At 72.7% G+C, this 25,271-nt stretch carries 23 protein-coding genes and 1 pseudogene; 14 read left to right on the top strand and 10 right to left on the bottom strand.

What is annotated here, in order from left to right; genetic code table 11:
* The first annotated feature begins 90 nt into the window (after window positions 1–90).
* Window positions 91–2,115 (top strand): ATP-dependent zinc metalloprotease FtsH, encoded by a 2,025-nt coding sequence (gene ftsH, locus R6Y94_RS17080; protein ID WP_318396846.1) that lies wholly within the window; start codon window positions 91–93, stop codon window positions 2,113–2,115.
* A 41-nt stretch (window positions 2,116–2,156) separates the two neighbouring features.
* Window positions 2,157–2,834: a GTP cyclohydrolase I FolE gene (gene folE, locus R6Y94_RS17075; protein ID WP_318396958.1), complete on the top strand. Its 678-nt coding sequence runs from the start codon at window positions 2,157–2,159 to the stop codon at window positions 2,832–2,834.
* A 150-nt stretch (window positions 2,835–2,984) separates the two neighbouring features.
* Here the strand turns inward: folE and R6Y94_RS17070 are convergent, their stop codons facing one another.
* Window positions 2,985–3,425, bottom strand: a complete 441-nt coding sequence (locus R6Y94_RS17070) for a hypothetical protein (RefSeq protein ID WP_318396845.1) — start codon at window positions 3,423–3,425, stop codon at window positions 2,985–2,987.
* Complete coding sequence (locus R6Y94_RS17065; RefSeq protein WP_318396957.1) at window positions 3,422–6,115, bottom strand: FtsK/SpoIIIE domain-containing protein; 2,694 nt, start codon at window positions 6,113–6,115, stop codon at window positions 3,422–3,424. The genes R6Y94_RS17070 and R6Y94_RS17065 overlap by 4 nt, the downstream gene beginning before the upstream one ends.
* Window positions 6,116–6,347: 232 nt before the next feature.
* Here R6Y94_RS17065 and R6Y94_RS17060 point away from each other — a divergent pair, with 232 nt between their 5' ends.
* Entirely contained in the window at window positions 6,348–6,905 is a 558-nt protein-coding gene (locus R6Y94_RS17060) for a hypothetical protein (protein WP_412102791.1), read from the top strand.
* A gap of 14 nt (window positions 6,906–6,919) precedes the next feature.
* Here the strand turns inward: R6Y94_RS17060 and R6Y94_RS17055 are convergent, their stop codons facing one another.
* The 5 genes and pseudogenes from R6Y94_RS17055 to R6Y94_RS17035 all read right to left on the bottom strand — a co-directional run.
* The gene (locus tag R6Y94_RS17055; protein WP_318396843.1) at window positions 6,920–7,582 is read right to left on the bottom strand and encodes a hypothetical protein; all 663 of its coding nucleotides are present in this window, start codon (window positions 7,580–7,582) and stop codon (window positions 6,920–6,922) included.
* Window positions 7,569–8,705, bottom strand: coding sequence for a peptidoglycan DD-metalloendopeptidase family protein (locus R6Y94_RS17050; RefSeq protein WP_318396842.1), 1,137 nt, complete (start codon window positions 8,703–8,705; stop codon window positions 7,569–7,571). Before R6Y94_RS17050 ends, R6Y94_RS17055 begins: the two co-directional genes overlap by 14 nt.
* Window positions 8,706–8,730: 25 nt before the next feature.
* Window positions 8,731–9,276, bottom strand: coding sequence for a hypothetical protein (locus R6Y94_RS17045; RefSeq protein ID WP_318396841.1), 546 nt, complete (start codon window positions 9,274–9,276; stop codon window positions 8,731–8,733).
* A 4-nt stretch (window positions 9,277–9,280) separates the two neighbouring features.
* Window positions 9,281–11,299 carry an MFS transporter gene (locus R6Y94_RS17040; RefSeq protein WP_318396840.1) on the bottom strand — a complete coding sequence of 673 codons (2,019 nt, stop codon included), beginning with the start codon at window positions 11,297–11,299 and terminating at the stop codon, window positions 9,281–9,283.
* Between the two features lie 3 nt (window positions 11,300–11,302).
* A pseudogene (locus R6Y94_RS17035) lies at window positions 11,303–14,124 on the bottom strand (ATP-binding protein); the annotation flags it as partial.
* Window positions 14,125–14,489: 365 nt separating this feature from the next.
* Between R6Y94_RS17035 and R6Y94_RS45145 the strand changes: the two are divergent.
* Window positions 14,490–14,666, top strand: a complete 177-nt coding sequence (locus R6Y94_RS45145) for a hypothetical protein (RefSeq protein ID WP_412102780.1) — start codon at window positions 14,490–14,492, stop codon at window positions 14,664–14,666.
* 173 nt (window positions 14,667–14,839) lie between these two features.
* Here R6Y94_RS45145 and R6Y94_RS17030 read toward each other — a convergent pair whose 3' ends face one another.
* Entirely contained in the window at window positions 14,840–15,202 is a 363-nt protein-coding gene (locus R6Y94_RS17030; RefSeq protein ID WP_318396838.1) for a hypothetical protein, read from the bottom strand.
* Between the two features lie 15 nt (window positions 15,203–15,217).
* Window positions 15,218–15,529, bottom strand: a complete 312-nt coding sequence (locus tag R6Y94_RS17025; RefSeq protein ID WP_318396837.1) for a hypothetical protein — start codon at window positions 15,527–15,529, stop codon at window positions 15,218–15,220.
* A 560-nt stretch (window positions 15,530–16,089) separates the two neighbouring features.
* Between R6Y94_RS17025 and folP the strand changes: the two genes are divergently transcribed.
* The 7 genes from folP (at window position 16,090) to R6Y94_RS16990 (ending at window position 21,056) form a co-directional block, all read left to right on the top strand.
* Window positions 16,090–16,911: a dihydropteroate synthase gene (folP, locus tag R6Y94_RS17020; RefSeq protein ID WP_318396956.1), complete on the top strand. Its 822-nt coding sequence runs from the start codon at window positions 16,090–16,092 to the stop codon at window positions 16,909–16,911.
* Window positions 16,908–17,333, top strand: a complete 426-nt coding sequence (folB, locus tag R6Y94_RS17015) for a dihydroneopterin aldolase (RefSeq protein WP_318396836.1) — start codon at window positions 16,908–16,910, stop codon at window positions 17,331–17,333. Before folP ends, folB begins: the two co-directional genes overlap by 4 nt.
* Window positions 17,330–17,854 carry a 2-amino-4-hydroxy-6-hydroxymethyldihydropteridine diphosphokinase gene (gene folK / locus R6Y94_RS17010; RefSeq protein WP_318396835.1) on the top strand — a complete coding sequence of 175 codons (525 nt, stop codon included), beginning with the start codon at window positions 17,330–17,332 and terminating at the stop codon, window positions 17,852–17,854. Before folB ends, folK begins: the two co-directional genes overlap by 4 nt.
* Before the next feature lie 126 nt (window positions 17,855–17,980).
* Complete coding sequence (locus tag R6Y94_RS17005; protein ID WP_318396834.1) at window positions 17,981–18,460, top strand: DUF3180 domain-containing protein; 480 nt, start codon at window positions 17,981–17,983, stop codon at window positions 18,458–18,460.
* Between the two features lie 183 nt (window positions 18,461–18,643).
* Complete coding sequence (locus R6Y94_RS17000) at window positions 18,644–19,981, top strand: ABC transporter permease (RefSeq protein ID WP_318396833.1); 1,338 nt, start codon at window positions 18,644–18,646, stop codon at window positions 19,979–19,981.
* Window positions 19,982–20,100: 119 nt separating this feature from the next.
* Entirely contained in the window at window positions 20,101–20,409 is a 309-nt protein-coding gene (locus tag R6Y94_RS16995) for a hypothetical protein (RefSeq protein WP_318396832.1), read from the top strand.
* 155 nt (window positions 20,410–20,564) lie between these two features.
* Window positions 20,565–21,056 carry a hypothetical protein gene (locus tag R6Y94_RS16990; RefSeq protein WP_318396831.1) on the top strand — a complete coding sequence of 164 codons (492 nt, stop codon included), beginning with the start codon at window positions 20,565–20,567 and terminating at the stop codon, window positions 21,054–21,056.
* Between the two features lie 251 nt (window positions 21,057–21,307).
* On the opposite strand, the gene R6Y94_RS16985 is transcribed toward R6Y94_RS16990, so the two are convergent.
* On the bottom strand, window positions 21,308–22,339 hold the full coding sequence (locus tag R6Y94_RS16985; RefSeq protein ID WP_318396830.1) for an ABC transporter ATP-binding protein: 1,032 nt from the start codon (window positions 22,337–22,339) through the stop codon (window positions 21,308–21,310).
* Window positions 22,340–22,341: 2 nt separating this feature from the next.
* Here R6Y94_RS16985 and R6Y94_RS16980 point away from each other — a divergent pair, with 2 nt between their 5' ends.
* The 3 genes from R6Y94_RS16980 (at window position 22,342) to R6Y94_RS16970 (ending at window position 25,166) form a co-directional block, all read left to right on the top strand.
* Complete coding sequence (locus R6Y94_RS16980; RefSeq protein ID WP_318396829.1) at window positions 22,342–23,034, top strand: ABC transporter permease; 693 nt, start codon at window positions 22,342–22,344, stop codon at window positions 23,032–23,034.
* Between the two features lie 120 nt (window positions 23,035–23,154).
* Window positions 23,155–23,889 carry an ABC transporter permease gene (locus R6Y94_RS16975; RefSeq protein WP_318396828.1) on the top strand — a complete coding sequence of 245 codons (735 nt, stop codon included), beginning with the start codon at window positions 23,155–23,157 and terminating at the stop codon, window positions 23,887–23,889.
* Window positions 23,890–24,152: 263 nt separating this feature from the next.
* Window positions 24,153–25,166 carry a glycine betaine ABC transporter substrate-binding protein gene (locus R6Y94_RS16970; protein WP_318396827.1) on the top strand — a complete coding sequence of 338 codons (1,014 nt, stop codon included), beginning with the start codon at window positions 24,153–24,155 and terminating at the stop codon, window positions 25,164–25,166.
* Window positions 25,167–25,271: the final 105 nt, after the last annotated feature.

Here is a 25,271-nt window from a genome sequence, read left to right as displayed (position 1 = left end):
CGGCCCGCCGCTCCGGTGGCGGCAGTAGGCAACCAGGACGATCAGGACGTCGATCAGGAGGGTCCGGGCGTTACGGCGCCCGACAACAGCATGGAACGTACGCGTTTCTTCCGCCGCCCGGTGGTCTGGATCATCCTGGTGATCATCGGTGCGATAGCGCTCAGCTCATTCTTCAGTGGTGGCCCGAGCTATCACAAGGTCGAGACCAACGTGGTGCTCGACCAGCTCAACAAGGGCGACATCGAGAAGGCCATCTTCCAGGACAAGGAGCAGACGCTCCAGCTCGACCTGAAGAGTGCGGCCAAGTTCGGTGACACCGATACGGACAAGATCCAGGCCCAGTTCCCGTACGAGGTGGGCGACGAGGTCTGGAACTCGGTGGCCGGCGCCAAGGCGGCCGGCCGGATCAGCGGTCCGATCGACACCGAGGTCTCCGGCGACAATCTCTTCGTCTCGTTGCTGGTCAACCTGCTGCCGATCGTCATCCTGGTGATCCTGCTGCTGCTCTTCATGTCGCAGATGCAGGGCGGCGGCTCCCGGGTGCTCAACTTCGGCAAGTCCAAGGCCAAGATGATCACCAAGGACACTCCGAAGACCACCTTCGCGGACGTCGCGGGCTCGGAGGAGGCCGTCGAGGAGCTGCACGAGATCAAGGATTTCCTGCAGAACCCGGCGAAATACCAGGCCCTCGGCGCCAAGATCCCCAAGGGCGTGCTCCTCTTCGGCCCGCCCGGTACCGGTAAGACGCTGCTGGCCCGGGCCGTGGCCGGCGAGGCCGGGGTGCCGTTCTACTCCATCTCCGGCTCCGACTTCGTCGAGATGTTCGTCGGTGTCGGCGCCAGCCGGGTCCGCGACCTCTTCGAGCAGGCCAAGGCGAACGCTCCGGCGATCGTCTTCGTCGACGAGATCGACGCGGTCGGCCGGCACCGTGGCGCCGGCATGGGCGGCGGCCACGACGAGCGGGAGCAGACGCTCAACCAGCTCCTGGTCGAGATGGACGGCTTCGACACCAAGGGCGGCGTGATCCTGATCGCCGCGACCAACCGGCCGGACATCCTCGACCCCGCGCTGCTGCGCCCCGGCCGGTTCGACCGGCAGATCGCGGTCGACACCCCGGACATGGAGGGCCGCAAGGCGATCCTGCGGGTGCACGCCAAGGGCAAGCCGTTCTCGCCCGACGTCGACCTCGACGCGGTGGCGCGGCGTACCCCGGGCTTCACCGGTGCCGACCTGGCCAACGTGATCAACGAGTCGGCGCTGCTGACCGCCCGCAGCGACAAGCGGGCGATCTCCAACGACTCGCTGGAGGAGTCGATCGACCGGGTGGTCGCCGGCCCGCAGCGCCGGACCCGGGTGATGAGCGACAAGGAAAAGAAGATCACGGCCTACCACGAGGGCGGGCACGCCCTGGTCGCCTGGGCGCTGCCGCACTCCGCCCCGGTGCACAAGGTCACGATCCTCTCCCGCAGCCGCTCCCTCGGGCACACCCTGGTGCTGCCGACCGAGGACAAGTACACCCAGACCCGCGCCGAGATGATCGACACCCTGGCGTACGCCCTGGGTGGCCGGGCCTCCGAGGAACTGGTGTTCCACGAGCCGACCACTGGTGCCGCGGACGACATCGTGAAGGCCAGCGCGTTGGCCCGGGCGATGATCACCCAGTACGGCATGAGCAGCAAGCTCGGCGCCATCAAGTACGGCACCAGCGGCGACGAGCCGTTCCTCGGCCGCAACATGGGCCACGAGCGGGACTACTCCGACGCGGTGGCCGCCGAGATCGACGCCGAGGTGCGGTCGCTGATCGAACTGGCCCACGACGAGGCCTGGGAGATCCTGGTGGAATACCGGGACGTCCTGGACAACCTCGTGCTGGAGCTGATCGAGAAGGAGACCCTCTCCACGGCCGACATGGCGCGGATCTGCGCCCGGGTGGTCAAGCGGCCGCCGATGGCCCCGTACAACGGGTTCGGCAAGCGGCAGCCGTCGACCGAGCCGCCGGTGCTCACCCCGGCCGAGAAGGAGAAGCTCAAGGCGCAGGCCGAGGCCGACGGCGTGCAGGCGACCGTCGGGGGCAACACCAACAACACCACGCCGAACTCGGACGGCCCACACTGAGCGCAGCACACCATCAGGCCGCCGGCGGAAACGTCGGCGGCCTGTCCGCGTCCGCCACCGAGCCGGACGGCGACGACGAGCTGGACTACCTGGCCGCCCGGCTGGTCAACGGCAGGCTCGGCGGCGGGCCGGTCGAGGAGGCCGTCGACCTGGCCCGGATCGAGAAGGCGGTCCGGGAGATCCTGATCGCCGTGGGCGAGGACCCGGACCGGGACGGCCTGCGCCAGACGCCGGCCCGGGTGGCCCGGGCGTACGCCGAGCTCTTCGCCGGGCTGCGGGTCGACCCGGCCCAGGTGCTCAGCACCACCTTCGAGGCCAACCACGAGGAACTCATACTCGTCCGGGACATCGACGTGATGAGCCTCTGCGAGCACCACCTGCTGCCGTTCCGGGGTTCGGCGCACATCGGCTACATCCCGGGCGAGAACGGCCGGATCACCGGGCTCTCCAAGCTGGCCCGGCTGGTCGAGGTCTACGCCCGCCGGCCGCAGGTGCAGGAGCGGCTGACCTCGCAGATCGCTGACCTGCTGATGACCAGGCTGGAGCCGCGCGGCGTGATCGTGGTGCTGGAGTGCGAGCACATGTGCATGGCGATGCGCGGCATCCAGAAGGCCGGCGCCAGGACCATCACCTCGGCCGTACGCGGACTGCTGCAACGGGACGCCAAGTCCCGCGCCGAGGCGATGGCCCTGATCCTGAGCGCCAACCGCGCCATCTGACCGTCCGCCCCGCGCGACGCGGCGACCGGTCGACACCTGTCCCGGTGGTAGCGGCATGCGCCCGTCGCCCCGGCCGGCAGTTCGATTTCCGTGACGACTGCGGCCCTTGGCGGAAGCCCGACGAACAGCAGCGGGCGCGTGCACGTCCCGCTAGCCGCGCCACCCGGCCAGGTAGACGCCGGCGAGGCAGAGCACGGCCAGCAGACCCAGCAACGCCGTCACGAGTGCGCCGTAGAGCAGTACCCGGGTCCAGGGCAGCGGGCCGGCCCCGGGCAGCCGGGTGGCGGCGTCCGCCGCGTCCGCGGTCGCCCGGGCGTCCCGCAGCGCCGCCAGCACCGCCTGCGGGCCGCCGGCCATCGCCTGACCGGCCGCCGCCACCTCCCGTTCGGACGGCACCAGGTCGGCCTCGGCGACGCCCAACGCGCGCAGCCGGGACTGCTGGGGCACCAGCCGGGCCCGTATCCCGGCCAGCTCCTCCCGGGCGCTGTGCACGCCCCGATCCTGTTCGGCGGCGGCGGTGGCCGCGGACCGGCGTACCTCGTCGAGCCGCTGTGCGGCGGCCAGGTAGTCCTGCCAGGCGTCTCCGCTCACGGCGTACCCTCCCCGTCCGGTGTGCCGTACGGGACGACCAGGTTGGCCAGGTCGGTGCGGCGGTCGTAGAGCAGTGCCCGGCCGGCGCGGGGGTGCCACCCAACCGGCCGACCGAGCAGCCGGGTGACCTCCGGCTCGGGTACGTCGAGGAAGAGCAGCCCGTCGATGCCGGACGGAGCCGCGTCGACCGTCCCGGCATCGCTGCCCGGCTCCGGATCCGCGGGCGGTTCGGGCGCCGGCGGTACCGCGACCAGGTCGGTGAACGGGCCCACCGCCCGCCACCAGCCGAGCAGGTGTACGCCCCGGGCCGGGCCGTCGCGCAGCAGGGCCCGGAGCCGGTCGGCCGGCAGGTCGGCCGCTGCCAGCTCGTCCAGCCCGAACACGACCAGGTAGCCGGGCCCGGCCAGCTCCAGCGCGGCGTCCAGCCCGGCGGCGTCCACCCGGCCGACCGGATGTCGCCGGGCCAGCTCGGCGGCGAGCGCGTCGGCCGCCGGGTCGGGGCCGGGCGCGGCGATCACGAACTCGACGCTGCCGGCGGGATGCCGCGCGGCAAGTCTCCGGGCCGCGCCGGCCACGACCCCGGCACCGGCCGGATCCGGCCCGAGGACCGCGAGGTGCCGGCCCGGCGCCCGGTCGAGCGGCAGCTCCGCCGGGCGCGGTGAAACGTCGACCAGCAGCCCGACGGGTGCAGCCGCCGGCCCGCCTACTACGGCCGGGTCCGGCTCGTCGACCGGGACCCGGGGTGGCGAGGGGGTCAGGTAACCGGTGAAGACGGCCGGCGCGGGTGTTCCGGCCGGCCGGTCTGCCCAGAGGCGGTGCCGGAGCCCACTGAGCGCCCCCTGGTCGGCGTGCGGATCGGGAAACCGGACCGTCCGTTCGTGCCCCCGGGTCGCGCCACGCGGCCCGCCCAACCCACCGGCGGTGTTCACCACCGCCGTGCCGAGCGGCAGCCCCGCCGCCGAGTCGTTCGTCGGCTCCAGCACGTCCGCGCCGCCGGGCAGCGCCACCCGGACCGGGAACTGTCCGAGGAACGAGTCCCGCCGGGCGCGCAACGCGGCCAGCGCCGGCGCCGGTCGGCCGGTCAGGATCAGGTGTACGCCCGCCGCCCGCCCCCGCCGGGCCACCGACTCCAGCCGGGCCAGCGCCTCGGTACCGATCGCGTCCTCCTCGGCCAGCAGCAGCGCGTACTCGTCCAGCACGCAGAGGATCCGGGAGGTGGGGCGGCGGTCGGCCTCGGACCGCTGGGCGGGCACCGGCACCGCGCCGGCCGGGTGATCCGGACCCACCGCTGCCGGGTACCGGTCCGCCGCGCCACGGCGGTCCAGTTCGGCGTCGAGTTCGCGGAGCACCGCGAGGCCGTACTCCCGGTCGGCCTGCACCCCGACGGCCCGGACGTGCGGCAGCCACGGCCCGCCCGGCCCGGTGCCGCCGGACCCGTCCGCCGGCACCGGCACGAACTCGGTGAACGCCGTCCCGTCGGCGAAGTCGAGCAGATAGAGCGCCAACTCGTCGGGGTGGTAGCGGGTGCAGAGCCCGTAGAGGACGTTGACCAGGAAGGCGCTCTTGCCGGCACCGCCCCGGCCGCCGACCAGCCAGTGCGGGGTGCGCTCGTCGAAGCCGAGCGGCACGGTCCGGTCGCCGTCGTGCCCGACCGGGGTGCTCAGTCCGTCGGCCGCGGATTCGGTCCAGAATCCGTCCGCCGGCTCCGGCAGCAGGTCGCCGAGGGTACGCCGGTAGTCGGCATGGAACCGCGCGGCCAGGTCCCGGCAGACCCGGTCCAGCAGCGGGGCCGGCGGGCACTCGTCGAGGAAGACCGGTGCGTTGAGACCGGTGCCCGGCAGGTGCGGCACCGGGGCGCTGAACGAGGCTCCGGGCGGATCGCCGACCAGCGCGTACGGGTTGCGCATGGCGATCATGGTGGATCGGGAGAGCGGTGCCTGACTTGTCTGGACGGTCAGCGGCGGCGGTGGCCAGCCGGCCACGATCAGGTGCAGCCCCGCCTCGGGACCCTCCCGGGCCAGCGTGCCGATCCGGGCCAGGTCGCTCGCCTCGGTCAGCTCCGGCAGCGAGCCGACCACCACCAGCAGGGTTCGGTCGTGCCGGTTGTAGCGGGCGGTGGCCGGGCGGGTGGGGCGTACCCACTGCTCGGCCTCGGCCAGCACGGCCCGCAGGCCGGTGCGGTCGGTGACCGGCGGCGGCATCAGGCCGGCGTCGGCAAGCGGCGCGAACGGCGCGAAGAGCCGGCCCTCGGCGGTGGCATCGACGCCCCGCACCAGCAGCGAGCCGGCCGGGGCGGCGGCGAGCAGCCGGAGGAGTACCGACCGGAGTAGTCCGGCCACCCGGGGATCCCGGCTGTCCGCGTCGACGGTGAGGTGGCCGGTGCCGAGCAGCGGCACCAGCACCGGAAACCGGGCGTCGTCCAGCGGCTGGGCGGTGCCGATCCGCACGAAGGCCGGCTGGGCCGGGCCGCCGAGCGGGGCGTCCTCGGACTGGGCGTCCAGCGGCGCGCCGAGCCAGCCCGGGGCGAGCTGGCTCGCCGCCGCGCGCAGCCGTTCGGCGAGTTCGTGCTGCTCCCGCTGGTCGGCGGGGATCGGCCGGATCGCCTCCAGGGCGGTGGCCGCGGCGGCGGTGGTGGCGGCGGCCCGGCGGTGCAGTACGGCCGCTGTGCCGGCGGCGGCCCGCCAGCGCAGCGTGGCGGCATGCCCGGTCGATCCCCTCCAGGTGTCCACCGCACCAACTCCCTCATCCTGGTCTGAGACGGTATCCCAGCGCGGCGGCAACTTCGCGGACCTGTGGGGATGGTCGTGGCACAGATAGCGGACATAGCGGGTAGTTACCGCTTGCTCCCTTTTGGTTACCAAGCTGGAATTCGCGCCCATTGGGTACGGAGGCGCCAGCGGCTAGCCTCAGGGGGTGGAATCAGTGCACCCCCCGGCCGATTCCCAGGTGTCCCGGGTACCCACCCAACGGACCCCGCCCGGACAGGCCGCTCCCGAGCCGGTCGCGCCGCCACCGGCGCCGCCTCGACGGCGGCTTGGTCTGGTACTGGCGGTGGTCGGTGGTGCACTGGCACTCTTCTGCCTGGCCGGCGCCGCGTTCGCCTACGTCGCCTACGACCGGTTCACCGCACCTGACCGGAGCGCCCCGGACGTGGTGGTGGACAACTACCTGCGGGCCTTCCTGGTCGACGAGAACGACATACTGGTCGAGCAGTTCGAGTGCGCCGACTCCGCCGGCCTCGCCCCGCTGCGGGCGCTGCGCGCCGACCTGGCCGCCCGGGAGAAGCAGTTCCAGATCACCTTCGTGGTCAAGTGGGGGCCGCTGGACGTACGCACCCAGGGGGAGCGCGCCGAGGTCTCGGTGGAGCTGGTGATCTCGTACCTGGTGGACAACCTCTCGCAGACCGAGCACCAGCGGTGGCGTTTCGGCACCGAGCAGGACGACGGCTGGCGGGTCTGCGAGGCCAACCCGGTCACCTGACCGGGCTCGCGGGGTCACTCGATCCAGAGCAGGTGCACCGGGACCTCCAGAGTGGTCGGCGGCCGGCCGCTCCACGCCCAGCGATACCAGTCGAGTTCGGCGGTGACCCGTACGCAGATGTCCCCGTCGTTGCTGGTGTAGACCTCGGTGACGGCGCGCAGGTCGCGCCGCTCGATCGCGTCGGCGACCTGGACCACTCGGCGGCCGGCGACCGCGTCCGCCTCGACCACCGGTACCGGTGCCCGGTGCGTCGGCGCGTCCAGCGACACCAGCCGGGAGATCACGTCCTGCCGGGCCGGTCGGGGGACCGGCGGGGTGCCGGCGTCCCACCCGGATACCTCGCCGAGGGTCTCCACCCAGACCCGTTCCGCCGGCACCAGCGGGGCGAAGACCTCGACCTGCTCGGCCTCCGCCCTGTACCACTCGTGCTCGGCCAGTACCGGCACGTAGGTGCGGCTGCCCTGCACCACCCGCTCGTCCGCCCGCAGGTCGCCCCGCCAGCCGAGTCCGGGCAGCCCGACCAGCAGCCGGCGACCGCGCAGGTCCACCCGGTTCGCGGCGGGGGCGATCACGATCGGTCGGGGCGGCGCCGGAGCCCAGTCGGGCTGGCCGGCGAACGGATCGGGAAGTGGATCATGGCTCACGGGTCGCTCCGCCGGCTCATCAAGAGCCGCCATCTGTCAGCGGTGCGCCCCGGTCCCGCATGAACGGCACCGGGTCGGTGGCGCCGTGCCTGCTCCGGTCACCGCGCAGGTGCACCTCGAAATGCAGATGCGGCCCCGAGGAGTTGCCGCTCGATCCGACCCGACCGATCACCTGCCCGGCCTCCACCATGTCGTTCTTCGAAACCATCGGTCTGCTGACCATATGGCAGTACCGGGTGATCACGTTGCCCGCGTGCAGGATGTCGACGTACCAGCCGCAGCCGCCCTTGCCTGGGAAGCCGTCGACGTTGCAGCTCAACCGGCCGCGCCGGTCCGGGTCGCAGCGGGAGACGAGTACCCGGCCGGCGGCCGCCGCCCTGATCTGGGTGGTGTACTTCGCCGCGCCGATGTCGACGCCGTTGTGCGACGGCCGGCTGGCGGTACGGAATCCGGAGCCGACCGCACCGGGGATCGGCGCGGTCCAGCCCGAGGCGGCGATGTCTGCCCCGTCGGCGCAGCCGAGCCCGAGATCGGTACCGGCGGCCCGGGCTGCCCCACCGGTCAACGCGTTCACGATCTCGGTCGCCAGCGGCTCGTGCTTGGCGTACGCGTCCGGGAAGGCGCTGACCTGCACCGCCTGGGCGGCCCGGGTGAGGGAGCGCTTCTGCCAGTTCCGGACGGTCTTCAACTTCTCGTAGAACTTCCGGGCCGCGTACTCCGGGTTGCGGATCTGCTCCGGGGTGCCCCAGCCGGTGCTGGGTCGCTGCTGGAAGAGCCCGAGCGAGTCGTGGTCGTTGCGGTCGCCGAGGTGACCGAGGTTGGTCAGGCCGGACTCCTGCATCGCGGTGGCGACCGCGATCACCCAGGCCCGGGGCGGCAGGCCCATCTCCCGGCCGACCTTGATGATGATCGCCGCGTTCCGCATCTGGCTCGTCTTGTACGGCCCGACCAGCGGCAACTCGCCTTCGATCTTGATCGGCTCGGTGTTGCCGCAGCCGAAGGTGGCCGCCGCCAGGTTCTCCTCCTCGGAGGCGAACATGGTCACCAGGAACGCACCGGTGCCTCCGACGCAGCAGAGCAGTGCGAGTACCCCGGTCAGTGCCGTCGCCAGCGCGACCCGGCGTACCGGCCGTCGGGCCGGACCACGGTCGGCCATCCCCACCCCACCTCCCCGCGCCCGCTCAGCGCCGTTGCCAGTCCACCGTGTCGACCCGCCAGCGGCCCTCCAGGGCCACCAGGCCGAGCCGGAGTTCGCCCGAGTCCACCGGTACGACCGCCTCGACCAGGCTGTCGTTCTGGGGTACGACCAGCAGCTCGCCGGTGATCCGGTCGGCCGGCACGGTGGCCGGGTCGACGCCGGTCAACTGCTCGGCCAGGTTCTCGGTGACGAGCGGTCGCAACCCCTCGTGCCACTCGTCGGCGGTCACGTCCCGGTGGTCGAGCCAGGCGGTCGTGAACGACCGGGCCACCTGTGCCGGCTCGGGCGCGCCGGGACTGGTCCGGGGCGACGGCTCCGTGGTCACGGTCAGCCCGTCGTCGCCGGCCTCCGGGTCGGTGACGCTGATCGGGCCGGGAGTTCCGCCGATCAGTCCGGGCCGGTCGTCGCCGGGCCCGGCGACCAGCCGGGCCGCGCCGACGATGCCGAGGACCACCACGGCGATCACGACCGCGATCCCGAGCCGGGACCGGAGGAGCCGGGTGAAGAGGAACTCGACGGCCCGCCGCATCGGGTCACCTCGCCTCGGAGCGGATCCGGGGCGCCGGCGCGGGGGCCGGGTCGGGCGCGGGTGCGGGTGCGGAATCGGGGCGGTAGATCACGTAGGAGGGGTTCTCCACCGGTACGTCGGGCTCGGTCCACTCCGCAGGCCGGCGCCGGGACGGCCGTCCCCGGCCCGGTCGCGAACCGGACCCGCCAGCCGGGGGCGTGTCGGGCGGATCGGTACCCCGGTCGGTGCTGGTCTCCGAGCGGCTGCCGACGGCACTCTGCGCCGGGTCCTCGTGCCGGGCCTCCGGGCGTAGGTTGGTTTGCCGGATCACCACGCTGCGGTCCTTGCCCCGGACGTCGGTGCGGTCGTCCGAGTCGTTCTCCAGCCGGGACGCCGACCGGACGTCCCGGAAGAACCGGCGGTGCCACGAGCTGGCCGATCCGATCACCTCGCTGCTGTCCTTGCCGCCGAGCTGGGTGATCCGGCGGTACGGCCGCAGCAGCAGCCAGCCCACCACACCGCAGAGCCAGACCAGCACCACCTGGAGCCAGCCGGGAATGGTGGGGGTACTCATCACCAGGTCGACGGCGAAGAGATAGATCGCCGCGCCGGTGCCGAAAATGGCGATGTTGAACACGGCGGCCACCACAGCGTTGCCCAGCCGGCGCAGCCCGGCACTGGCCGGGCGGAGCAGCCCGACCGTGCCGAGCACCGGGGCGGCGATCACCGCCCACCGGAAGAGCAGGAAACCGAGCAGCACCAGCAGCGACGCGGTCAGGTCGAACATCGCGAAGAGGATCGCGGCGAGGATGGCGATCAGCCCGGCGCCGATCCGATCCGAGTCGCGGGCGCCGCGCAGGTACTCGTACGCCTCCGGGTCCTCCTGATGGATCTGCTCGGCGACCTTCATCCACTGTTCCTGCTTGGCCTCGACAGCGGCTGCCCGGGTGCCCGGGTTGGCGGCGATCCGGGCGGCCTCCTCCCAGGTGAACGCCTTGGCGTCGTAGAGCGCCCGACCGTACTTGCGGGCCGTCTCGCTGTCCGAGGAGCCGAGCGCGCCGCGCAGCCAGTTGCGGTAGAGCATGGTCTCGGTCGCGGTGTCGCCAGCCCGCAGCGCCGGCGGCCGGTTGTCCTTGCAGGCGGCGGGACTGAGCGATCCGCACCGGTCGGCCGGGATGCTCTTGTCCCGGGGGCCGACCGCCTCGTGCACCACGTTCAGGGTGGTGACCAGGGTGCCGTCGGCGACGTTGGCGGACCGGACCGGCCAGGCGGCGATCGCGGTCACCGCGACCATCACCAGCACCGCCCAGCCGGCGGTGGTCATCGCGTTGCTCATGTCGGACTGCCGGGAGCGCCAGAGCAGATAGACGCCGACCACGCAGAGGGTGATGATGCCGAAGACGCTGAAGACCCGCTCGTAGACCGCCTTGGTGGCCTGCTCGACCAGCGGATCGGCCCAGTCCCACATGGTGCTCGGATCCCAGGCCCGCTCGCGCAGCGCGTTCGAGGCGCCGATGATCGCGGCGGCGATCCGGATCTCGCCGTCCGCGATCTTGTTGAACACCTTGCTGCCCGGATCGATCACGTCCGAGGCGCAGCCGCCGGTGTCGTCGTACGTCTCGTAGCTGTAGCCGGCGTTGCCGTACTCGGTGTACATGCCTTTGACACCCGGCTTGCCGCTCGCCTCCGGCCGGGTGGCGAACCAGCCGCCCAGCCCCTGGTCCGGGGTGCTCGGGGTGGGCGCCTTCACGCAGTCGCGGATGTTCTGCCCGACGTCGGCGAGCCGCTCGACGCAGTCCCGGAAGTTCGCCTCCCACTCGGCAGTGGTGCAGAGCGCGACCTTGGCCCGGCTCGGGACCGGCGCGGCGGAGGCGGGCGCGGCGCCGCCGAGCACCGGCCATACCAGCGTCGCGGTCGCCAGCACCCCGATCGCGAGCAGCAGGGCGGCGAGGCGGGCGCCGGTCCTCGTCGAACCCTTTCCAACTCCGACGGCGGGGCGCCGGCGGCCACCGCGGACCGCGAACGGCGGTTGGAAACGGTTCATCGGTCAAGCCTCCAGGTCCGCGACGGGGGAGGGCAGGTTGGTCGCGGCGGCCTTCGCCGTGACCGGGGTGGTGTCCAGGTGGTCGAGCAGGCCGGGCACGTACGAGACGTCGACGCGTACCTTCTGCACCCGGCCGTCGACGTCGCGCATCACGAACTCCCGGAAACCGAGCCGGTCCGCCGAAGAGGAGTCCACGTTCGACAGTGACGCCAGGGTCGCCTCGTAACCGTCGTTGACCGGCACCCGGAGCAGCCGCAGCGCCTCGGAGGCGATGTCGACGTCCTCGGCGATCCGTCCGACGAAGACGGTGGAGACCAGGTTCTGCACGTCCAGCCCGAGGATGTCCTTCGGGTTCTGCGAGGAGACCAGCGCGGCGAGGTTCCACTTCCGGGAGTCCCGGGCCAGCCGGACCAGGAACGACCGGCCGGAGCGCCAGCCCTCCATGAAGTGCGCCTCGTCCAGGCCGACCAGCTTCCGCGACGACATCGCGCCGCCGTAGCAGCGGCGTACCGCCAGCCGGTGCGCGGTGTGCAGCATCGGCAGCGCCAGCGCCTCCTCGGCCGACCAGTACTCCCGCTCGATCTTCAGGTCGGGAAGCCGGAGCCCGGCCATCGTGATCACGGTCAGCGTGGCGTCGGCGCCGAGCAGTCCCTCCGGCGGCCGGCCGAAGAAGAGCAGTGCGAGCGGCATCTCGGCGGTGTCCAGCAGCAGGTTGGCCAGCTCCCGGCCCTCGTCCTCCAGCCCGGCCAGGCAGGCCACCACGTCGTCCAGCGTGGAGGTCTCCTCGGCCGGCACCTGGCGTACGGCGTGCCGGAACAGCGTCGCGGTGGACGCCTCCCGGGCCACCTGCGGGGGTACCAGCATCATGCAGATGTCCTGCACCAGCATCCGCCGCTCGGCTCGGGCGTTGGAGACCGCGATCTGGAACTCCCGGTCACCGGCCGAGCCGGTGGGGAACTCGCTGCGCAGCGGGGTCGGGATCAGCGCGTACGGCGCCAGGGTGCCGTGCTCGGAGCCGGTCAGGTTCAACACCCGGGAATAGGGACGCAGCTCCGGCATCGCGCAGAGCCGGGCCAGCGGGCCGGACGGGTCGAGCAGGGTCACCTGCACCCCGCGCCGGGCGGCCAGATAGCCGAGCGCGCCGAGCAGGGTCGACTTGCCACCGCCCGGCTCGGCGACGAAGACGGCGAGGCCGGAGCGCTCGCGTACCTCCATCGGGAAGTGCATGTCGAGGAAGACCGGCCGGCGGCAGGTGCCGGCGGTCCGCCCGATCAGGTCGCCGCGCCGGTCGCCGACGGTGGAGGCGGCCTGCGGCAGCGCGGCGGCGAGCAGGTTGACCGGCATCCGGCGTAGGTAGCCGGTGTTGGCGATCGGTTCGCCGGGAATGAACTCCCGGGCCAGCCAGTCCTGGTTCTTCGGATGCTGGAGCGAGATCCGAAGCTCTCGCGAGTAGAGCTGGATCAGCCGACGGGCCCGCTCCAGGCACTCCTCCCGGGTCCGTCCGCCGACCGCGATCCGGTGCCAGCCGTGCGCCCTGGCCGAGTCCACCGGCAGCCCGGTGGTCATCTCGTCGCCGATCACCAGGGCCCGCTTGGCCAGCCGCTCCAGCTCGGGCGGGGCGTCGATGCCGTGCTCGGCGTAGTCGAGCTGCTGGGAGCGGATCATCCGCAGCCGGTGTTCGAGGTTGCGGAATGAGTCGCCGGGACCGAGGATGTCGACCCGGGTGGAGAGCTCCATCGGCCAGGGCAGCCGCTCGTGGAAGTGCAGCCACGGCTCGTGCCGCTCCGGGATCTCCAGCGGCTCCATCCGGCCCACCGCGAGTACGGCGACGTGCCGCTCCTCCCCGGTCACCCGGTTGACCAGCTTCACCGTCGACCCGTACGGGGTGCGGTAGCGCTCCACCTGCTCGGTCAGGGCGAGCAGGTCACCGCGTTCCCAGCGGCCGTTGGTGACCGGCGAGAGCTGGCCGGGCGGGGCCATGCAGAGCGCCACGGAGCGGTACATCAGCCACTCCAGCTCCTCGGCGCTGACCTGCCGCCCGCGCATGCCGAACGCGCCGAGTACCTCGTCGAACTGCTCGACGGTCCGGCCCAGCTTGCGCCGCTCGCCGTCGGCGACGCCCCGGCCGAAGGTCCGGAGGATCCGCTCGGCCAGCGAGTTGCCGAGCGACCGGCGGGCGAAGGTGACGCCGAGATAGGTCTGCCCCTCGGCGTGGTTGACCGAGAGCAGGTGCCGCTGGGCGGCGACCAGGTGGTCCGACCAGCTCGGCGCGCCGGCCACGGTGGCCAGCGGCTGCGGGGTGTGCTGGTCGATCGTCCGGGCCCACTCGTCGGCCGGGAACGGCCGGGTGGTCCGGCGCAGGTGCAGCCGGAAGCCGGCGAGGCCGGCGTACTGCTCGGAGATGGCCGAGAGTAGCGCCTCCCGTTCGGCGTCCGGCCGGAACGCCCAGCGCACCTCCGGCAGCCAGTACCAGGCGGTAACGGTGTTCGGGGTGAAGGTCAGGTGACCGGCGATCTCGGTGATCGCCAGCTCGACGGCGGGATCCCGGTCGCCGAAGCGGAGCTTCGGTGCGCGTACCCGTTGGGGTTTGGTCAGCGGTTGCGGTCGGGCCGGCTTCGGCGTGCTCCGCCGCTGCTTCGGGGTGACCGGACCCGGGTCCCGGTCCGCCGGCCTGGCTGCTCGGCGAGCCGGCTGCTCGGCGGGCTCGCGGACGATCGGCAGCGCACCGGAGTGCTCGCCGCCGCGCTGCTGCGGGGCCGGGCTCGGCCGCCCCGGGTACGCCTCGGCCTGCGCGCCGGCGGTGCCACCCGGGACGGCGCGGGGGGGCGCCGGTTCGGCCGGCCAGCCGGCGCCACCGGGCGGATCAGGGTCGGGGCGGACCGGTTCCACCGGCCGGAGGCTGCCGTCGGCCCGGGTGCCGGTGATGTCGTCGTGCACCGGCCGGGCCGGCGCGGCGGCCGGCGGGGCGTGCCGGGCGGTGGGCTGTCCGGATGCGGCCTCCGGCCGGCCGGTGGCGCCCGCCGGGAGGTCGTCCGGCTGCCAGGCAGGCAGGCCGACGGCGGCGTCCGGATCCTCGCCCCAGCCTCCGCGTGGCTGCGGTGCGGGCGGGCGAGGTGCGGGGCGGGGCGCCGGGGCGGCCGGCGACGAGGGCTGGACCGGGCCGCCGAAGAGGTCGAGGAAGGGGGAGTCGATGTCCGGGTGTTCGACCGGGGCCGGTGACCGGGCCGGCGGCGCGGCGGCGGGCCGGGCCGGGCGGTTCCGGGCCGGTGGCTGCGGTGCCTGGAAGACCCCGACCCCGCCGTGCCCGGTGTTGCTGAGCAGCGCGGCGTCGTACTCGATCTCCTCGGCCAGCTCGGACGGCGGGTAGCTGGAGGATTGCGTACCGTTACCGGGGTTGTCGGCCGGGCGACCTGCCGGGTGCGACGAGCCCGGCCGGGAGGGGCGGGTCATGCCGCCGCCTCGCCCAGCCCGACGGGTTCCACCGGGAAGCGGCAGAGGAGTCTGGTTCGCTCGGTCACGCCGTCACCTCGCTGCGCTCGGTCATGTCAACTGCTCCCGGATCCGGATACGGGTCGCGACCAGTCGGGGGTCGCGCTGCTCTGTCGCCGGTTCGCGGGTGCGTCGCCAGTCGGTCAGTGCCGTCCGGATGACCATCCGGGCGGGACGGTCGGGGTCGACGTACCGGAAGACGAACGAGGTGCTGACGATCGCGAGCGCGATCTCCCAGGCGGGGATCAGCTCGACCTTGAGCGTGAAGAGCCAATGAATGAACATGAACAGCGGCACCAGCAACATGAACAGCCCGTACTGCGTGTAAGGCAGGTGGATGGGCAGTGTGTAGCCGGGCGGCCCCAGATAGACCAGACGGGCCCGGTAGATGTCGTCGTCGGTGCGCAGCCGCATCTCGTGCTCCGCGGTCTATTCGAAGATCAGGTTGATCAGGTTCTCGCCGACGAAGAACAGCGTCGCCGCCCCGGCGATGAAGGCCAGGCCGAGCAGCGCGATCGCCGAGCTGGTCAGCACCTTGGAGACCTCGCCCTTGCTGGCCCGACCGATGAAGATCACGCCGAGTACGGCGAGCAGGATGGGCGCGATGTTGCTGGCGAAGAAATTGACGATCCCTTTGGTGTTGATATTGCCCTCGGGTTCGGCCGCCGTCACGGACGCGAGGGTGTGGAGCGCGTGCGTGGCAGTCGGCCATGCCGTCTCCACCAGCTCCATGGCGAACATCGGAATCCTCCCCGGGTGCGGCGACGCCTCGCCTCCGCACTGCTGTCAAGCCCGGTCAACCGGGTCGGTCGTGGGGTGTTGATCGACCCTGCGTCCCGCAATCACCGCGAAGGGTGATGGTTTGTGGGCATCTTTGTCCTAATTCGGCCCATCTCTTAAGTTCTGGCATCTGGCTGATGCGAGCGTACGGCGCGTGCCTGTTTGGAACAAGCGGCGCCGAGTGCCACCGATCCGTCCCGACCGGGCGGTTTTCACGTGCCCGCCGTCCCCGGATCCGAGCGAGATCGGGCTGGCCCGCCGTCCCCGGATCCGACCGAGATCGGGCTGGCCCGCCGTCCCCGGATCCGACCGAGATCGGGCTGCTTCCGGGCAGGAGCGGCCTGCGCGCCGGGTCGCAGGGGCATCTTCACGGAAGCGGCGCGACCCCGGGGGCGACCGGGGTGGCGACCGGGCAGGTGGGTAGCGTCGAAGCCGTGACCGAGTCAGTCGAGGGCACCGCCGCGACCGGCGGTGGTTCGCCGGGCGACGGCGGGCTGCTCCGCTCGTCCCGGCCGGTGGTGATGGGCGTCCTCAACGTCACGCCCGACTCCTTCTCCGACGGCGGCCGCTACGCCGACCTCGACGCCGCGGTACGGCACGGGGCGCAGATGCACGCCGAGGGTGCCCAGCTCGTCGACGTGGGCGGCGAGTCCACCCGGCCCGGCGCGGAGCGGGTCGACGCGGAGACCGAGGCCGCCCGGGTGCTGCCGGTCATCCGGGAACTCGCCGCCCGGGGAGTACCGATGAGTGTCGACACCTACCGGGCCGGTGTCGCCGCCGCCGCGCTGGCCGCCGGCGCAACCGTGGTCAACGACGTCTCCGGTGGACTCGCCGACCCGGACATGGCCAAGGTGGTCGCCGAGGCGGGCTGCCCGTGGATCCTGATGCACTGGCGCGCGCACGCCAAGCGGATGCAGGAACTCGCCCACTACACCGACGTGGTCACCGACGTACGGGCCGAGCTCGCGCAGCGAATCGAGGACGCCCTCGCCGCCGGGGTCGCCGCCGACCGCATCGTGATCGACCCGGGTCTCGGCTTCGCCAAGCGGCCGGCCGACAACTGGCAGCTCACCGCCCGGCTGCCGGAGCTGCTGGCGCTCGGCTATCCGCTGCTCTTCGGAGCCAGCCGCAAGTCGTACCTGGGCACGCTGCTGGCCGAGCCGGACGGCACGCCACGGCCGACCGATGGGCGTACCGCCGCCACGGTCGCCACCAGCGTGCTGGCGGTCGCGGCCGGTGCCTGGGGGGTACGGGTACACGACGTGCGGGAGACCGTGGACGCGCTCGCGGTCTGGGCCGCCAGTGGCCGGCCCCGGCTGGCGACCGGGGAGGTGGCCCGATGACCGGGCCAGCCGGCGAGGGCGGTCGGCCGGGCGAGCCCGCCGGGCCACTCGGGCCGGGGACCGACCGGATCGTGCTGACCGGGTTGCGGGCGCGTGGCCGGCACGGCGTCTACGACTTCGAGCGCGCCCAGGGGCAGGACTTCGTCGTCGACGTGGTGCTGGAACTCGACCTCACGATGGCGGGCCGCTCCGACGACGTGGCCGACACCGTGCACTACGGCGAACTCGCCGGGCGGCTGGTCGCGATCGTGACCGGCGAGCCGGTCAACCTGATCGAGACGCTGGCCGAGCGGCTCGCCGCCGCCTGTCTCGCCGATCCACGGGTACTGGTCACCTCGGTCACCGTGCACAAGCCGCAGGCGCCGATCCCGCACGACTTCGCCGACGTGGCGGTGACCGTGACCCGGCGGAGGTGGACATGACCCGGGCCCTGCTCTCGCTCGGCAGCAACCTCGGCGACCGGCTCGGACACCTGCGCACGGCGGTGACCGGGCTGCGCGACGTACTCCTGGTGGCCTCCGGGGTCTACGAGACGCCGCCGTGGGGCGACCCGGACCAGCCGGCGTACCTGAACGCCGTCCTGCTGGTCGCGGACGACGCGGCCGGCCCGCGCGACTGGTTGGACCGGGCCCGGGCCGCCGAGACGGCCGCCGGACGGGTCCGTGACCCGGAGCGCCGGTTCGGGCCGCGCAGCCTCGACGTGGACGTGATCGCGGTCTGGTCGGCCGACGACGAGCCGGTGCGCAGCGACGACCCGGAGCTGACCCTGCCGCACCCCCGGGCCCACCTGCGGGCGTTCGTGCTCCGGCCGTGGATCGACATCCAGCCGTACGGGCGGCTGCCCGGCCACGGCTGGCTGACCGACCTGATGTCGACCGAGCCGGTCGCCACCGACGTGCTGGACGTGCGCCCCCGTCCGGATCTGCGGATAGAGTCGGATTGACGGTGGCCGCGGTGCGGACCGGACGGTCCGCCGACCTGCGGGTTCCGGTGCCGACGAGCGGAGTGAGGAAGAGTTGTGACCGAGCGCAGACCCCCGACGCGCGGCCCGGCCCCCGAACCCGGGCGGATGGGTCCGACCAGACCCGCCTCCCTGGTGGTGGCCGGACTCGCCTCGGCGGCCCTGGCCTGGTTGCTGGTCAGCAGCTTCTACAGCCACATTCCGCCGCTGCCCTGGCTGCCCATCGTCACCCTGCTCGCGCTCGCCGCCCTGGAGGGGTACGCCGCCGCGAACACCAGGGCCCGGATCGAGCGCAAGCCCGGCCGGGATCCGGTCGACCCGCTGGCGGTGGCCCGGTTCGTCGTACTGGCCAAGGCGTCGGCGCTGGCCGGGGCGATCTTCGCCGGCTTCTACGCCGGGCTGGACGTCTGGCTGCTGATCGAGCGGACCCGGGCAGCCGCCAACGACGTACCGGCGGCCAGTGCGGGACTGGGCGCGTCGCTCGCCCTGGTCGGCGCGGCGCTCTGGTTGGAGCGCTCCTGCCGGGTGCCCGATCGTGATGATCAAGATTCGCAGAGTGATGATCTGGGTCGGCGCGACGAGCGCTGAGCAGGTCGCGCACCGAATCGACGCGCACCGGGGGTGACGGCCGGGCGTGCGCGCGGGTACGGTGCCTCCGACCGGGCCAGATCCGTCCGCTTCGCTGGATCAGGCCCAGTCCGACCGCTCCGGTCCCGGACGCCGCCCCGGGTCGGAGCCTGTTCGGCGGGACGGAACAGGAGGCGCGCGCAAATGGCGTACGACGATTCGATCTATCGGCGACGGGACCCCGGAACGGATCCGGTGGGTACCAGCGAGCGGGAGGATCCCCGGTACGGCGGTGACCCCGGATACGACGCCGACACCCGTACGTCATCCAGCCCGCTGACCGGACGGTTCATGGGTGGTGAGCCCGGTGTCGGGGCCGACCCGGAGCCGGTCGAGCCGACCCGGCGGCGGAACGTCTCGCCGGCCGCGTTGGAGAACGTCTTCGACGATCCCGCGCACGGCGAGCCCGGCCGGGACCGGATCGCCGTGCACCTGCTGTGGGAGCTGGTGCTGCTGGTCGTGGTGGCGGCGCTGCTCTTTCTGTGCAACCGCGACTATCCCGACCTGCTCCGTGGCGCACAGCGGGAGAGCCTGCTGGTCTTCGGTACCGCGATCGGGCTGCTCACCCTCGGCGCCGGGCTGACCCTGCGGATCGCCGCGCCCAACCTCGCGCTGGGTCCGGTCGCGGTCGCCACCGCGCTGCACTTCGCGGAGAACTCCGACCGGGGTGTCGTCCAGACGATGCTGCCGGCGCTGGTCGCCGGGGTGGCCGTCGGGCTGGTGATCGCCGTACTGGTGGTGGGCTTCCACGTGCCGGGCTGGGCGGCCAGCCTCGCCGCCGGACTCGCGGTGATCGTCTTCATCGAGCGGCGGAGCGCCCCGGTCGACGTGCAGGGCGAGTACGACCCGACCCAGCACGCGGTCTACCTCTTCGCCGGCTTCGCCGCCGTCGCCGTGCTGGCCGGTCTCTTCGGCACCGTCAAGACGGTACGCCGGGCCGTCGGCCGGTTCCGGCCGGTGGGCGACCCGGCGCTGCGCCGGGGCGGGGGCGCCGGAGTCGTCGTCACGCTCGGTCTGGTGCTGTCGACCGTCTTCGCGGCCGCCGCGGGGATGCTGCTCGCGGCCGGCGGTACCGGGCCGGTGGCGCCGACCACCGGCATCGAGTGGACCGGTCTGGCCATGGGTGCCGCGCTGCTCGGCGGTGCCAGTGCCTTCGGGCGGCGGGGCGGGATCGCCGGCGGGCTGCTCGCGACCGTCGCGCTGGCCCTGTTCATCCGGTACGCCGACGAGCGCAACCTGGACATCGCGCCGACCGCCCTCGCCGCCGTGCTGGTGGCCGCCGGTCTGGTGGTGACCCGGCTGATCGAGGCGAACGGCCGCCCCCGGGCACACGCCGAGCGGGAGCGCGACTGGGTGGAGGAGCCGGCGAGGACGAGCTGGGACACCACCCAGGCCCAGCCGCCGGAGCCGTGGACCTCCTCGCTGCCCGGCCAGCCGACCGACCGCTGGGGCGGCGACCGCTGGGACGCTCCGGACCGGTGACCCGGCCGGCTGCCGGTCGGGAGCCGTCGTCCGACTGACCGCTGGGACGCTCCGGACCGGTGGTCCGGCCGGGGCGGGCGGTGCGGCTTGCGGCGGTTCGGGCGGATAGGCTCGGCGTTATGACGGAATCCGGTCCCGAGTCTCGCACCACGCCGACCTTTGCCGACCTGGACGCGCTGTCCACGGAGGAGTTGCGCGAGCGGGCCTTCGCGCTGGCCCGGGAACGGCGGGACATCGGCTTCTTCTGGTCGGTGATCCGGCACCTGCCGAACGCGGACGAGGCGGCGGCGCTGGACGGCTCGCCGAACGCGGCCGGACCGACCGTGGACGAGGCGGTCGCGCTCTGGCGGGAGTTCACCGGTCACGGCTACGAGGAGACCGCGCCGCTGCTCCGGGCCGCGTTCATCGACTATCTACAGAAGCACTGACCGGGATGCCGGCCGGGCGGATCCGCCGGCCGGAACGAGTCCGGTAAATCGCGCTATCGGTACGCCAATGGCGTGCATCGGGTTGAAGTAAAGCGCATTCCGGGAAATCCGGCACCGGGTTTCGCGATCAGATTCCGCTGGGAACTACCCCCGGCATGGCTCTCAGCAACAGGTACAAGACGGCCACGGGTGCGGGTACGCTCGCCGCACTCGTGCTGGTCCTGGTCTTCGGCGGCCCCTGGTACGCCGACTGGGCCCGGGACGAGACCGACCCCGCCACGGCGGGTGGCTGGTTTCTCCGGCTGCTCGCCTGGCCGGCCTGGCGGTTCGACTCGGACGAGACGGTCCAGAACGTCATCGCCGCCGATCTCAAGGCCATCCTGGTGGTGGTGCTCACCTGGGTCTTCCTCTACCTGCTGCCCGGCTCGCAACTGGCCCGGGCCCGGGGCACCCTCAGCCAGTTCCTCGCGGGCTGGTCGGCGTACGTCTTCGCCGGTGCGTTCGCGGCGCTGTTCGCCACGCTGATCGGCAGCAACCCGTCACTGCTGGGCGCATTCCAGGCCGCCGGCAGTGGTGCCGCGTACGGCTTCTTCGTCGGCTGGATCATCGGCCTGGCCACCCTGGGCGGCTGGCGCGGCCGGCACTGAGTTCGCGGCAGTACCCGGGCACGACCTAGGCCCCTCCCCGAGCGGGCGAACGGCCCCGCTCGACGGCGCCCGGAGTGACCGTTCGCTCCCTCCCGTGACCGGCTCACTCCGGGTGTCGTGCCGCGTGTTGGCGATGCCGGTGGTGTGCGCGCCGGTCGACCGGGGATGCCCTCGGCGGGCGATGTCGGCCTGCCCGCCGCCGTGCAGAGGTGGGCCGGGCCGAGCCATCCGCGCGGGGCGCCGCGGCGCGGCTATCCGCCGACCGGGTCGGCCGGGTAGTCGATGCTGAGGATCTGGTGCCGGCTCACCGTGCCGACCGGCTCGCCGCGCTCGTCGGTCACCCGGGCGTCGTCCGAGTTGGTCCGCAGCAGCACCGCCAGCGCGTCGTAGAGCGACGACCCGAGTGGCACGGTCGGCAGCCCGGCGGTGGCGGCCGGGTCGACCGGCAGCGGACGCAGCAGGTCCTGGGTGACCGGGGTGACCGCGAGGCGCCGGATCGCCCGGTCGGTCCCGACGAACTCCCGGACGAAGGCCGAGGCGGGCTCGCCGAGCATCGTCGACGGGTTGGCGTACTGCTCCAGCCTGCCGCCCTGGGAGAGCACCACGATCCGGTCACCGAGCCGGACCGCCTCGTCCAGGTCGTGGGTGACCAGCACGATCGTCTTGCGTACCTCCGCCTGGAGCCGCAGGAACTCTTCCTGGAGCCGGGCCCGCGCGATCGGGTCGACGGCGGAGAACGGCTCGTCCATCAGCAGCACCACCGGATCGGCGGCCAGGGCCCGGGCCACCCCGACCCGCTGCCGCTGGCCACCGGAGAGCTCGTGCGGATAGCGCGGGCCGAAGGTGGCCGGGTCGAGACCGACCAGGTCCAGCAGTTCCGCGGCGCGTTGCGCGATCCGGGCCTTCGGCCAGCCGAGTAGTCTCGGCACGGTGCCGACATTCGTGGTGATGGTCTGGTGCGGGAAGAGCCCGACGTTCTGGATCACGTAGCCGATCCGCCGCCGGAGCCGCACCGGATCGGCCCGGGTGACGTCCTCGTCGCCGAGCAGGATCCGCCCGGAGGTCGGCTCGATCAGCCGGTTGATCATGCGGAGCACGGTCGACTTGCCGCAGCCGGACGGCCCGATCAGCACGACCAACTCGCCGGCCTTGACCTCCAGACTCAGCTCGCCGACCGCCACCGTGCCGTCGGGATACTGCTTGCGTACCTGGTCGAGGGTTATCGCGGCGGCACCCGTGGTGCCGGCGGGCCCGGTGGAGCCGGCCTCCGGGGTAACGTCCACGTATGTCCTTCCGGGTGATCGACCGGGCTGACCCGGGTAATCCGTGGTTCTCCTGGGACTATGTGCAGGGCAATTCGGAGACGATCCTCGCCGCACTGCGGGAGCACGCCTCCCTCACCGCCCAGGCCGTGCTGATCGCCGCCCTGGTGGCGATCCCGCTCGCCGTGCTGGCGTACTGGTTCCGGCCGCTCACCGGCCCGATTCTCGCACTCTCCGGTGTGCTGTACACGATCCCGTCGCTGGCGCTCTTCGCCTTCGTCGCACCGTACCTCGGGACGGGGACGGCGACGGTGCTGCTCGGGCTGGTCCTCTACGCCCTGCTGCTGATCATCCGAAACGCGCTCGCCGCCCTGAACCAGGTGCCGGAGGAGGTCCGGGACGCGGCCCAGGGCATGGGGTACGGCCGGTTCGCCCGACTGCTCCGGATCGATCTTCCGCTGGCGTTGCCGGGCATCTTCACCGGCCTGCGCCTGGCGACCGTCTCCACGGTGGCGCTGGTCACCGTCGGGGTACTGGTCGGGCATGGCGGGCTCGGACAGCTCATCCTCGGCGGGTTCCGGAACAACTTATTCAAGGCCGAGATCATGACCGGAACGCTACTCTGCGTACTTCTGGCCCTGGTGCTGGATCTGGTCCTCGCCGGCCTCGGTCGGCTGCTCACCCCGTGGGCACGACGTCGGGGAGCGGCGGGGTGAGCGCGAGGAGTGAGCCGGTGTTGCGAGCCCCGCAGTCGCGAACCGGAGGGGGGCAGGGGTGAGCGCGAGGAGTGAGCCGGTGTTGCGAGCCCCGCAGTCGCGAACCGGAGGGGGGTGGGGATGAATCCGATCGAGCAGGCCGTCGTCTGGCTCAACGACCCGCTGAACTGGACCAACCCCGGTGGTGTGCTCGACCGGCTGGTCGAGCATCTGGGCATCTCCGCCGCCGCCGTCGCGCTCGGCTGCCTGGTCGCCTGGCCGCTCGGGCTCTTTCTCGGACACACCGGCCGGGGCGGTGGCATCGTGGTGCTGGTCTCCAACGTCACGCTGGCCATCCCGACCATCGCGCTGCTGACCATCCTGCCGCTGACCGCGCTCCGCTTCGGCAAGCCGCCGGTGATCATCGCGTTGGCGGTCTTCGCGGTGCCGCCGCTGCTGGCGAACGCGTACACCGGGATCCGGCAGGTCGATCCGGAGGTGCGGGACGCCGCACGCGGGATGGGGCTCTCCGGCGGGCAGTTGCTGCGCCGGGTGGAGCTGCCGCTCGCGGTGCCCTACCTCGCGGCCGGGTTCCGTACCGCCGCCGTGCAGGTGGTGGCGACCGCTGCGCTCGCCTCCTTCGTGAACGGGGGTGGGCTGGGCCAGATCATCAGCGCCGGGTTCGGGCTGGGCATCTCGGTCGGCGGGGGTCAGATCCTGGCCGGCGGGCTGCTCGTCGCCCTGCTCGCGCTGCTGGTCGAGCTGGTCTTCGCGCTGGTGGAACGGCTGGTCACGCCTCGGCCGCTGCGCCGCGCCCGACGCCGGATCAACCGGCGGGCCGACCAGCGGGCAGCGGCGGCGATCACCGGCTCCTGACCGCTCGGCGGGTGTGGGTTCAATCACCTGCCGCTGGCCCGATCCGGCCGCCCCGCACGCGTGACTGTCACACACAGTGGTCACCTCTGCGCGAATCGTGCCTCTTTGCGTGACGATCCGGTGACGAAGCGCGCCGCAGATTGTCGTACCTGACGAGAGGATGTTTCGTGAGAGGTCGCGGGCGACCGTCCTGACACGTCGCCCGTCGGACACGCGGCCGGCCCACCCCGGGCCGCGCCGGGACACAGGAGGCGGGCGTTTTCATGCGTACACGTTCACGTCTGGCAGTCGGCGCCGTCGGTGCCGTCGTCGCGGCCGGTTTTCTCGCCGGCTGCGGTGGGGCCGGCTCCTCCGGCACCCAGGCCCCGGCCACCGGGGCGCAGGGCGCCGGTTGCGCACCGGTGGCCGGGTCGAGCCTGGTCGTGCTCGACGACGACAAGAAGCTCCAGAACACCGACAACATCATTCCGGCGATCAACAGCAAGGCGGCCCAGCCGCAGTTGGTCGCGGCCCTGGACAAGGTCTCGGACAGCCTCGACACCAGCAAGCTGATCGGCCTGAACAAGGCGGTCGACGTCGAGCGCAAGACCCCGAAGGTGGCCGCCGAGGAGTTCGCCTCGGCCAACAACCTCACCGCGGGCATCCCGACCGGCGGCACCGGCAACATCACGGTCGGCGCGGCCAACTTCAGCGAGAACCAGACCCTGGGCGAGCTGTACCGGATCGCCCTCACCGCCGCCGGCTACCAGGTCAAGGTCCAGCAGATCGGCAACCGCGAGCTCTACGAGCCGGCGCTGGAGAAGGGCGACATCCAGGTCGTTCCGGAGTACGCCGCGACGATGGCGGACTTCCTGAACAACAAGGTGAACGCGAAGTCCGGGGCCACCCCGCCGCCGATCTCCTCGCCGGATCTCAACCAGACGGTGACCGGGCTGAAGGCGGCCGGTGAGAAGGTCGGCATCACCTTCGGCAAGCCGTCGGCCGCCCAGGACCAGAACGCGTTCGCGGTCACCCGGGAGTTCGCCGACAAGTACGGCGTGCGGACGCTCAGCGAGCTGGCGGCGAAGTGCTCCGGCTCGGCGACCGTGCTCGGCGGACCGCCGGAGTGCCCCCAGCGGCCGAAGTGCCAGGCCGGGCTGGTGCAGGTCTACAACTTCAACGCGGGTCGGTTCGACTCGCTCGACGCCGGTGGCCCGCAGACCAAGTCGGCGCTGACCACCGGCACGATCAGCGTCGGGCTGGTCTTCTCGTCGGACGGCGCGCTGGCCGCGAGCTGACCATCGGCGCGGGGCGAAACCTTCCGCGCGAGGAGCGGAGCTGACCGAGGGGTCGGTGGACGTCACCGTACGTGGCGTCGACCGGCCCCGCTTTGCCGGCCGCCG

Origin of the sequence: Plantactinospora sp. KLBMP9567 (assembly GCF_033446045.1) — a bacterium.
GTDB lineage: Bacteria > Actinomycetota > Actinomycetes > Mycobacteriales > Micromonosporaceae > Plantactinospora.
The sequence above is the reverse complement of the archived record's forward strand: the minus strand, read 5'-3'. Positions and strand labels throughout refer to the sequence as shown.

Coding starts and splice junctions, on each gene's coding strand:
- R6Y94_RS17005 (WP_318396834.1), top strand. CDS start 17,981: ATGGGTCCGACCAGACCCGCCTCCCTGGTGGTGGCCGGACTCGCCTCG.
- ftsH (WP_318396846.1), top strand. CDS start 91: ATGGAACGTACGCGTTTCTTCCGCCGCCCGGTGGTCTGGATCATCCTG.
- R6Y94_RS16970 (WP_318396827.1), top strand. CDS start 24,153: ATGCGTACACGTTCACGTCTGGCAGTCGGCGCCGTCGGTGCCGTCGTC.
- R6Y94_RS17025 (WP_318396837.1), bottom strand. CDS start 15,529: ATGTTCGCCATGGAGCTGGTGGAGACGGCATGGCCGACTGCCACGCAC.
- R6Y94_RS45145 (WP_412102780.1), top strand. CDS start 14,490: ATGTCCGGGTGTTCGACCGGGGCCGGTGACCGGGCCGGCGGCGCGGCG.
- R6Y94_RS17030 (WP_318396838.1), bottom strand. CDS start 15,202: ATGCGGCTGCGCACCGACGACGACATCTACCGGGCCCGTCTGGTCTAT.
- folP (WP_318396956.1), top strand. CDS start 16,090: ATGGGCGTCCTCAACGTCACGCCCGACTCCTTCTCCGACGGCGGCCGC.
- folB (WP_318396836.1), top strand. CDS start 16,908: ATGACCGGGCCAGCCGGCGAGGGCGGTCGGCCGGGCGAGCCCGCCGGG.
- R6Y94_RS16980 (WP_318396829.1), top strand. CDS start 22,342: ATGTCCTTCCGGGTGATCGACCGGGCTGACCCGGGTAATCCGTGGTTC.
- R6Y94_RS17055 (WP_318396843.1), bottom strand. CDS start 7,582: ATGGCGGCTCTTGATGAGCCGGCGGAGCGACCCGTGAGCCATGATCCA.
- R6Y94_RS17040 (WP_318396840.1), bottom strand. CDS start 11,299: ATGAACCGTTTCCAACCGCCGTTCGCGGTCCGCGGTGGCCGCCGGCGC.
- folK (WP_318396835.1), top strand. CDS start 17,330: ATGACCCGGGCCCTGCTCTCGCTCGGCAGCAACCTCGGCGACCGGCTC.
- R6Y94_RS16990 (WP_318396831.1), top strand. CDS start 20,565: ATGGCTCTCAGCAACAGGTACAAGACGGCCACGGGTGCGGGTACGCTC.
- R6Y94_RS16975 (WP_318396828.1), top strand. CDS start 23,155: ATGAATCCGATCGAGCAGGCCGTCGTCTGGCTCAACGACCCGCTGAAC.
- R6Y94_RS16995 (WP_318396832.1), top strand. CDS start 20,101: ATGACGGAATCCGGTCCCGAGTCTCGCACCACGCCGACCTTTGCCGAC.
- R6Y94_RS17045 (WP_318396841.1), bottom strand. CDS start 9,276: ATGCGGCGGGCCGTCGAGTTCCTCTTCACCCGGCTCCTCCGGTCCCGG.
- R6Y94_RS17000 (WP_318396833.1), top strand. CDS start 18,644: ATGGCGTACGACGATTCGATCTATCGGCGACGGGACCCCGGAACGGAT.
- R6Y94_RS17050 (WP_318396842.1), bottom strand. CDS start 8,705: ATGGCCGACCGTGGTCCGGCCCGACGGCCGGTACGCCGGGTCGCGCTG.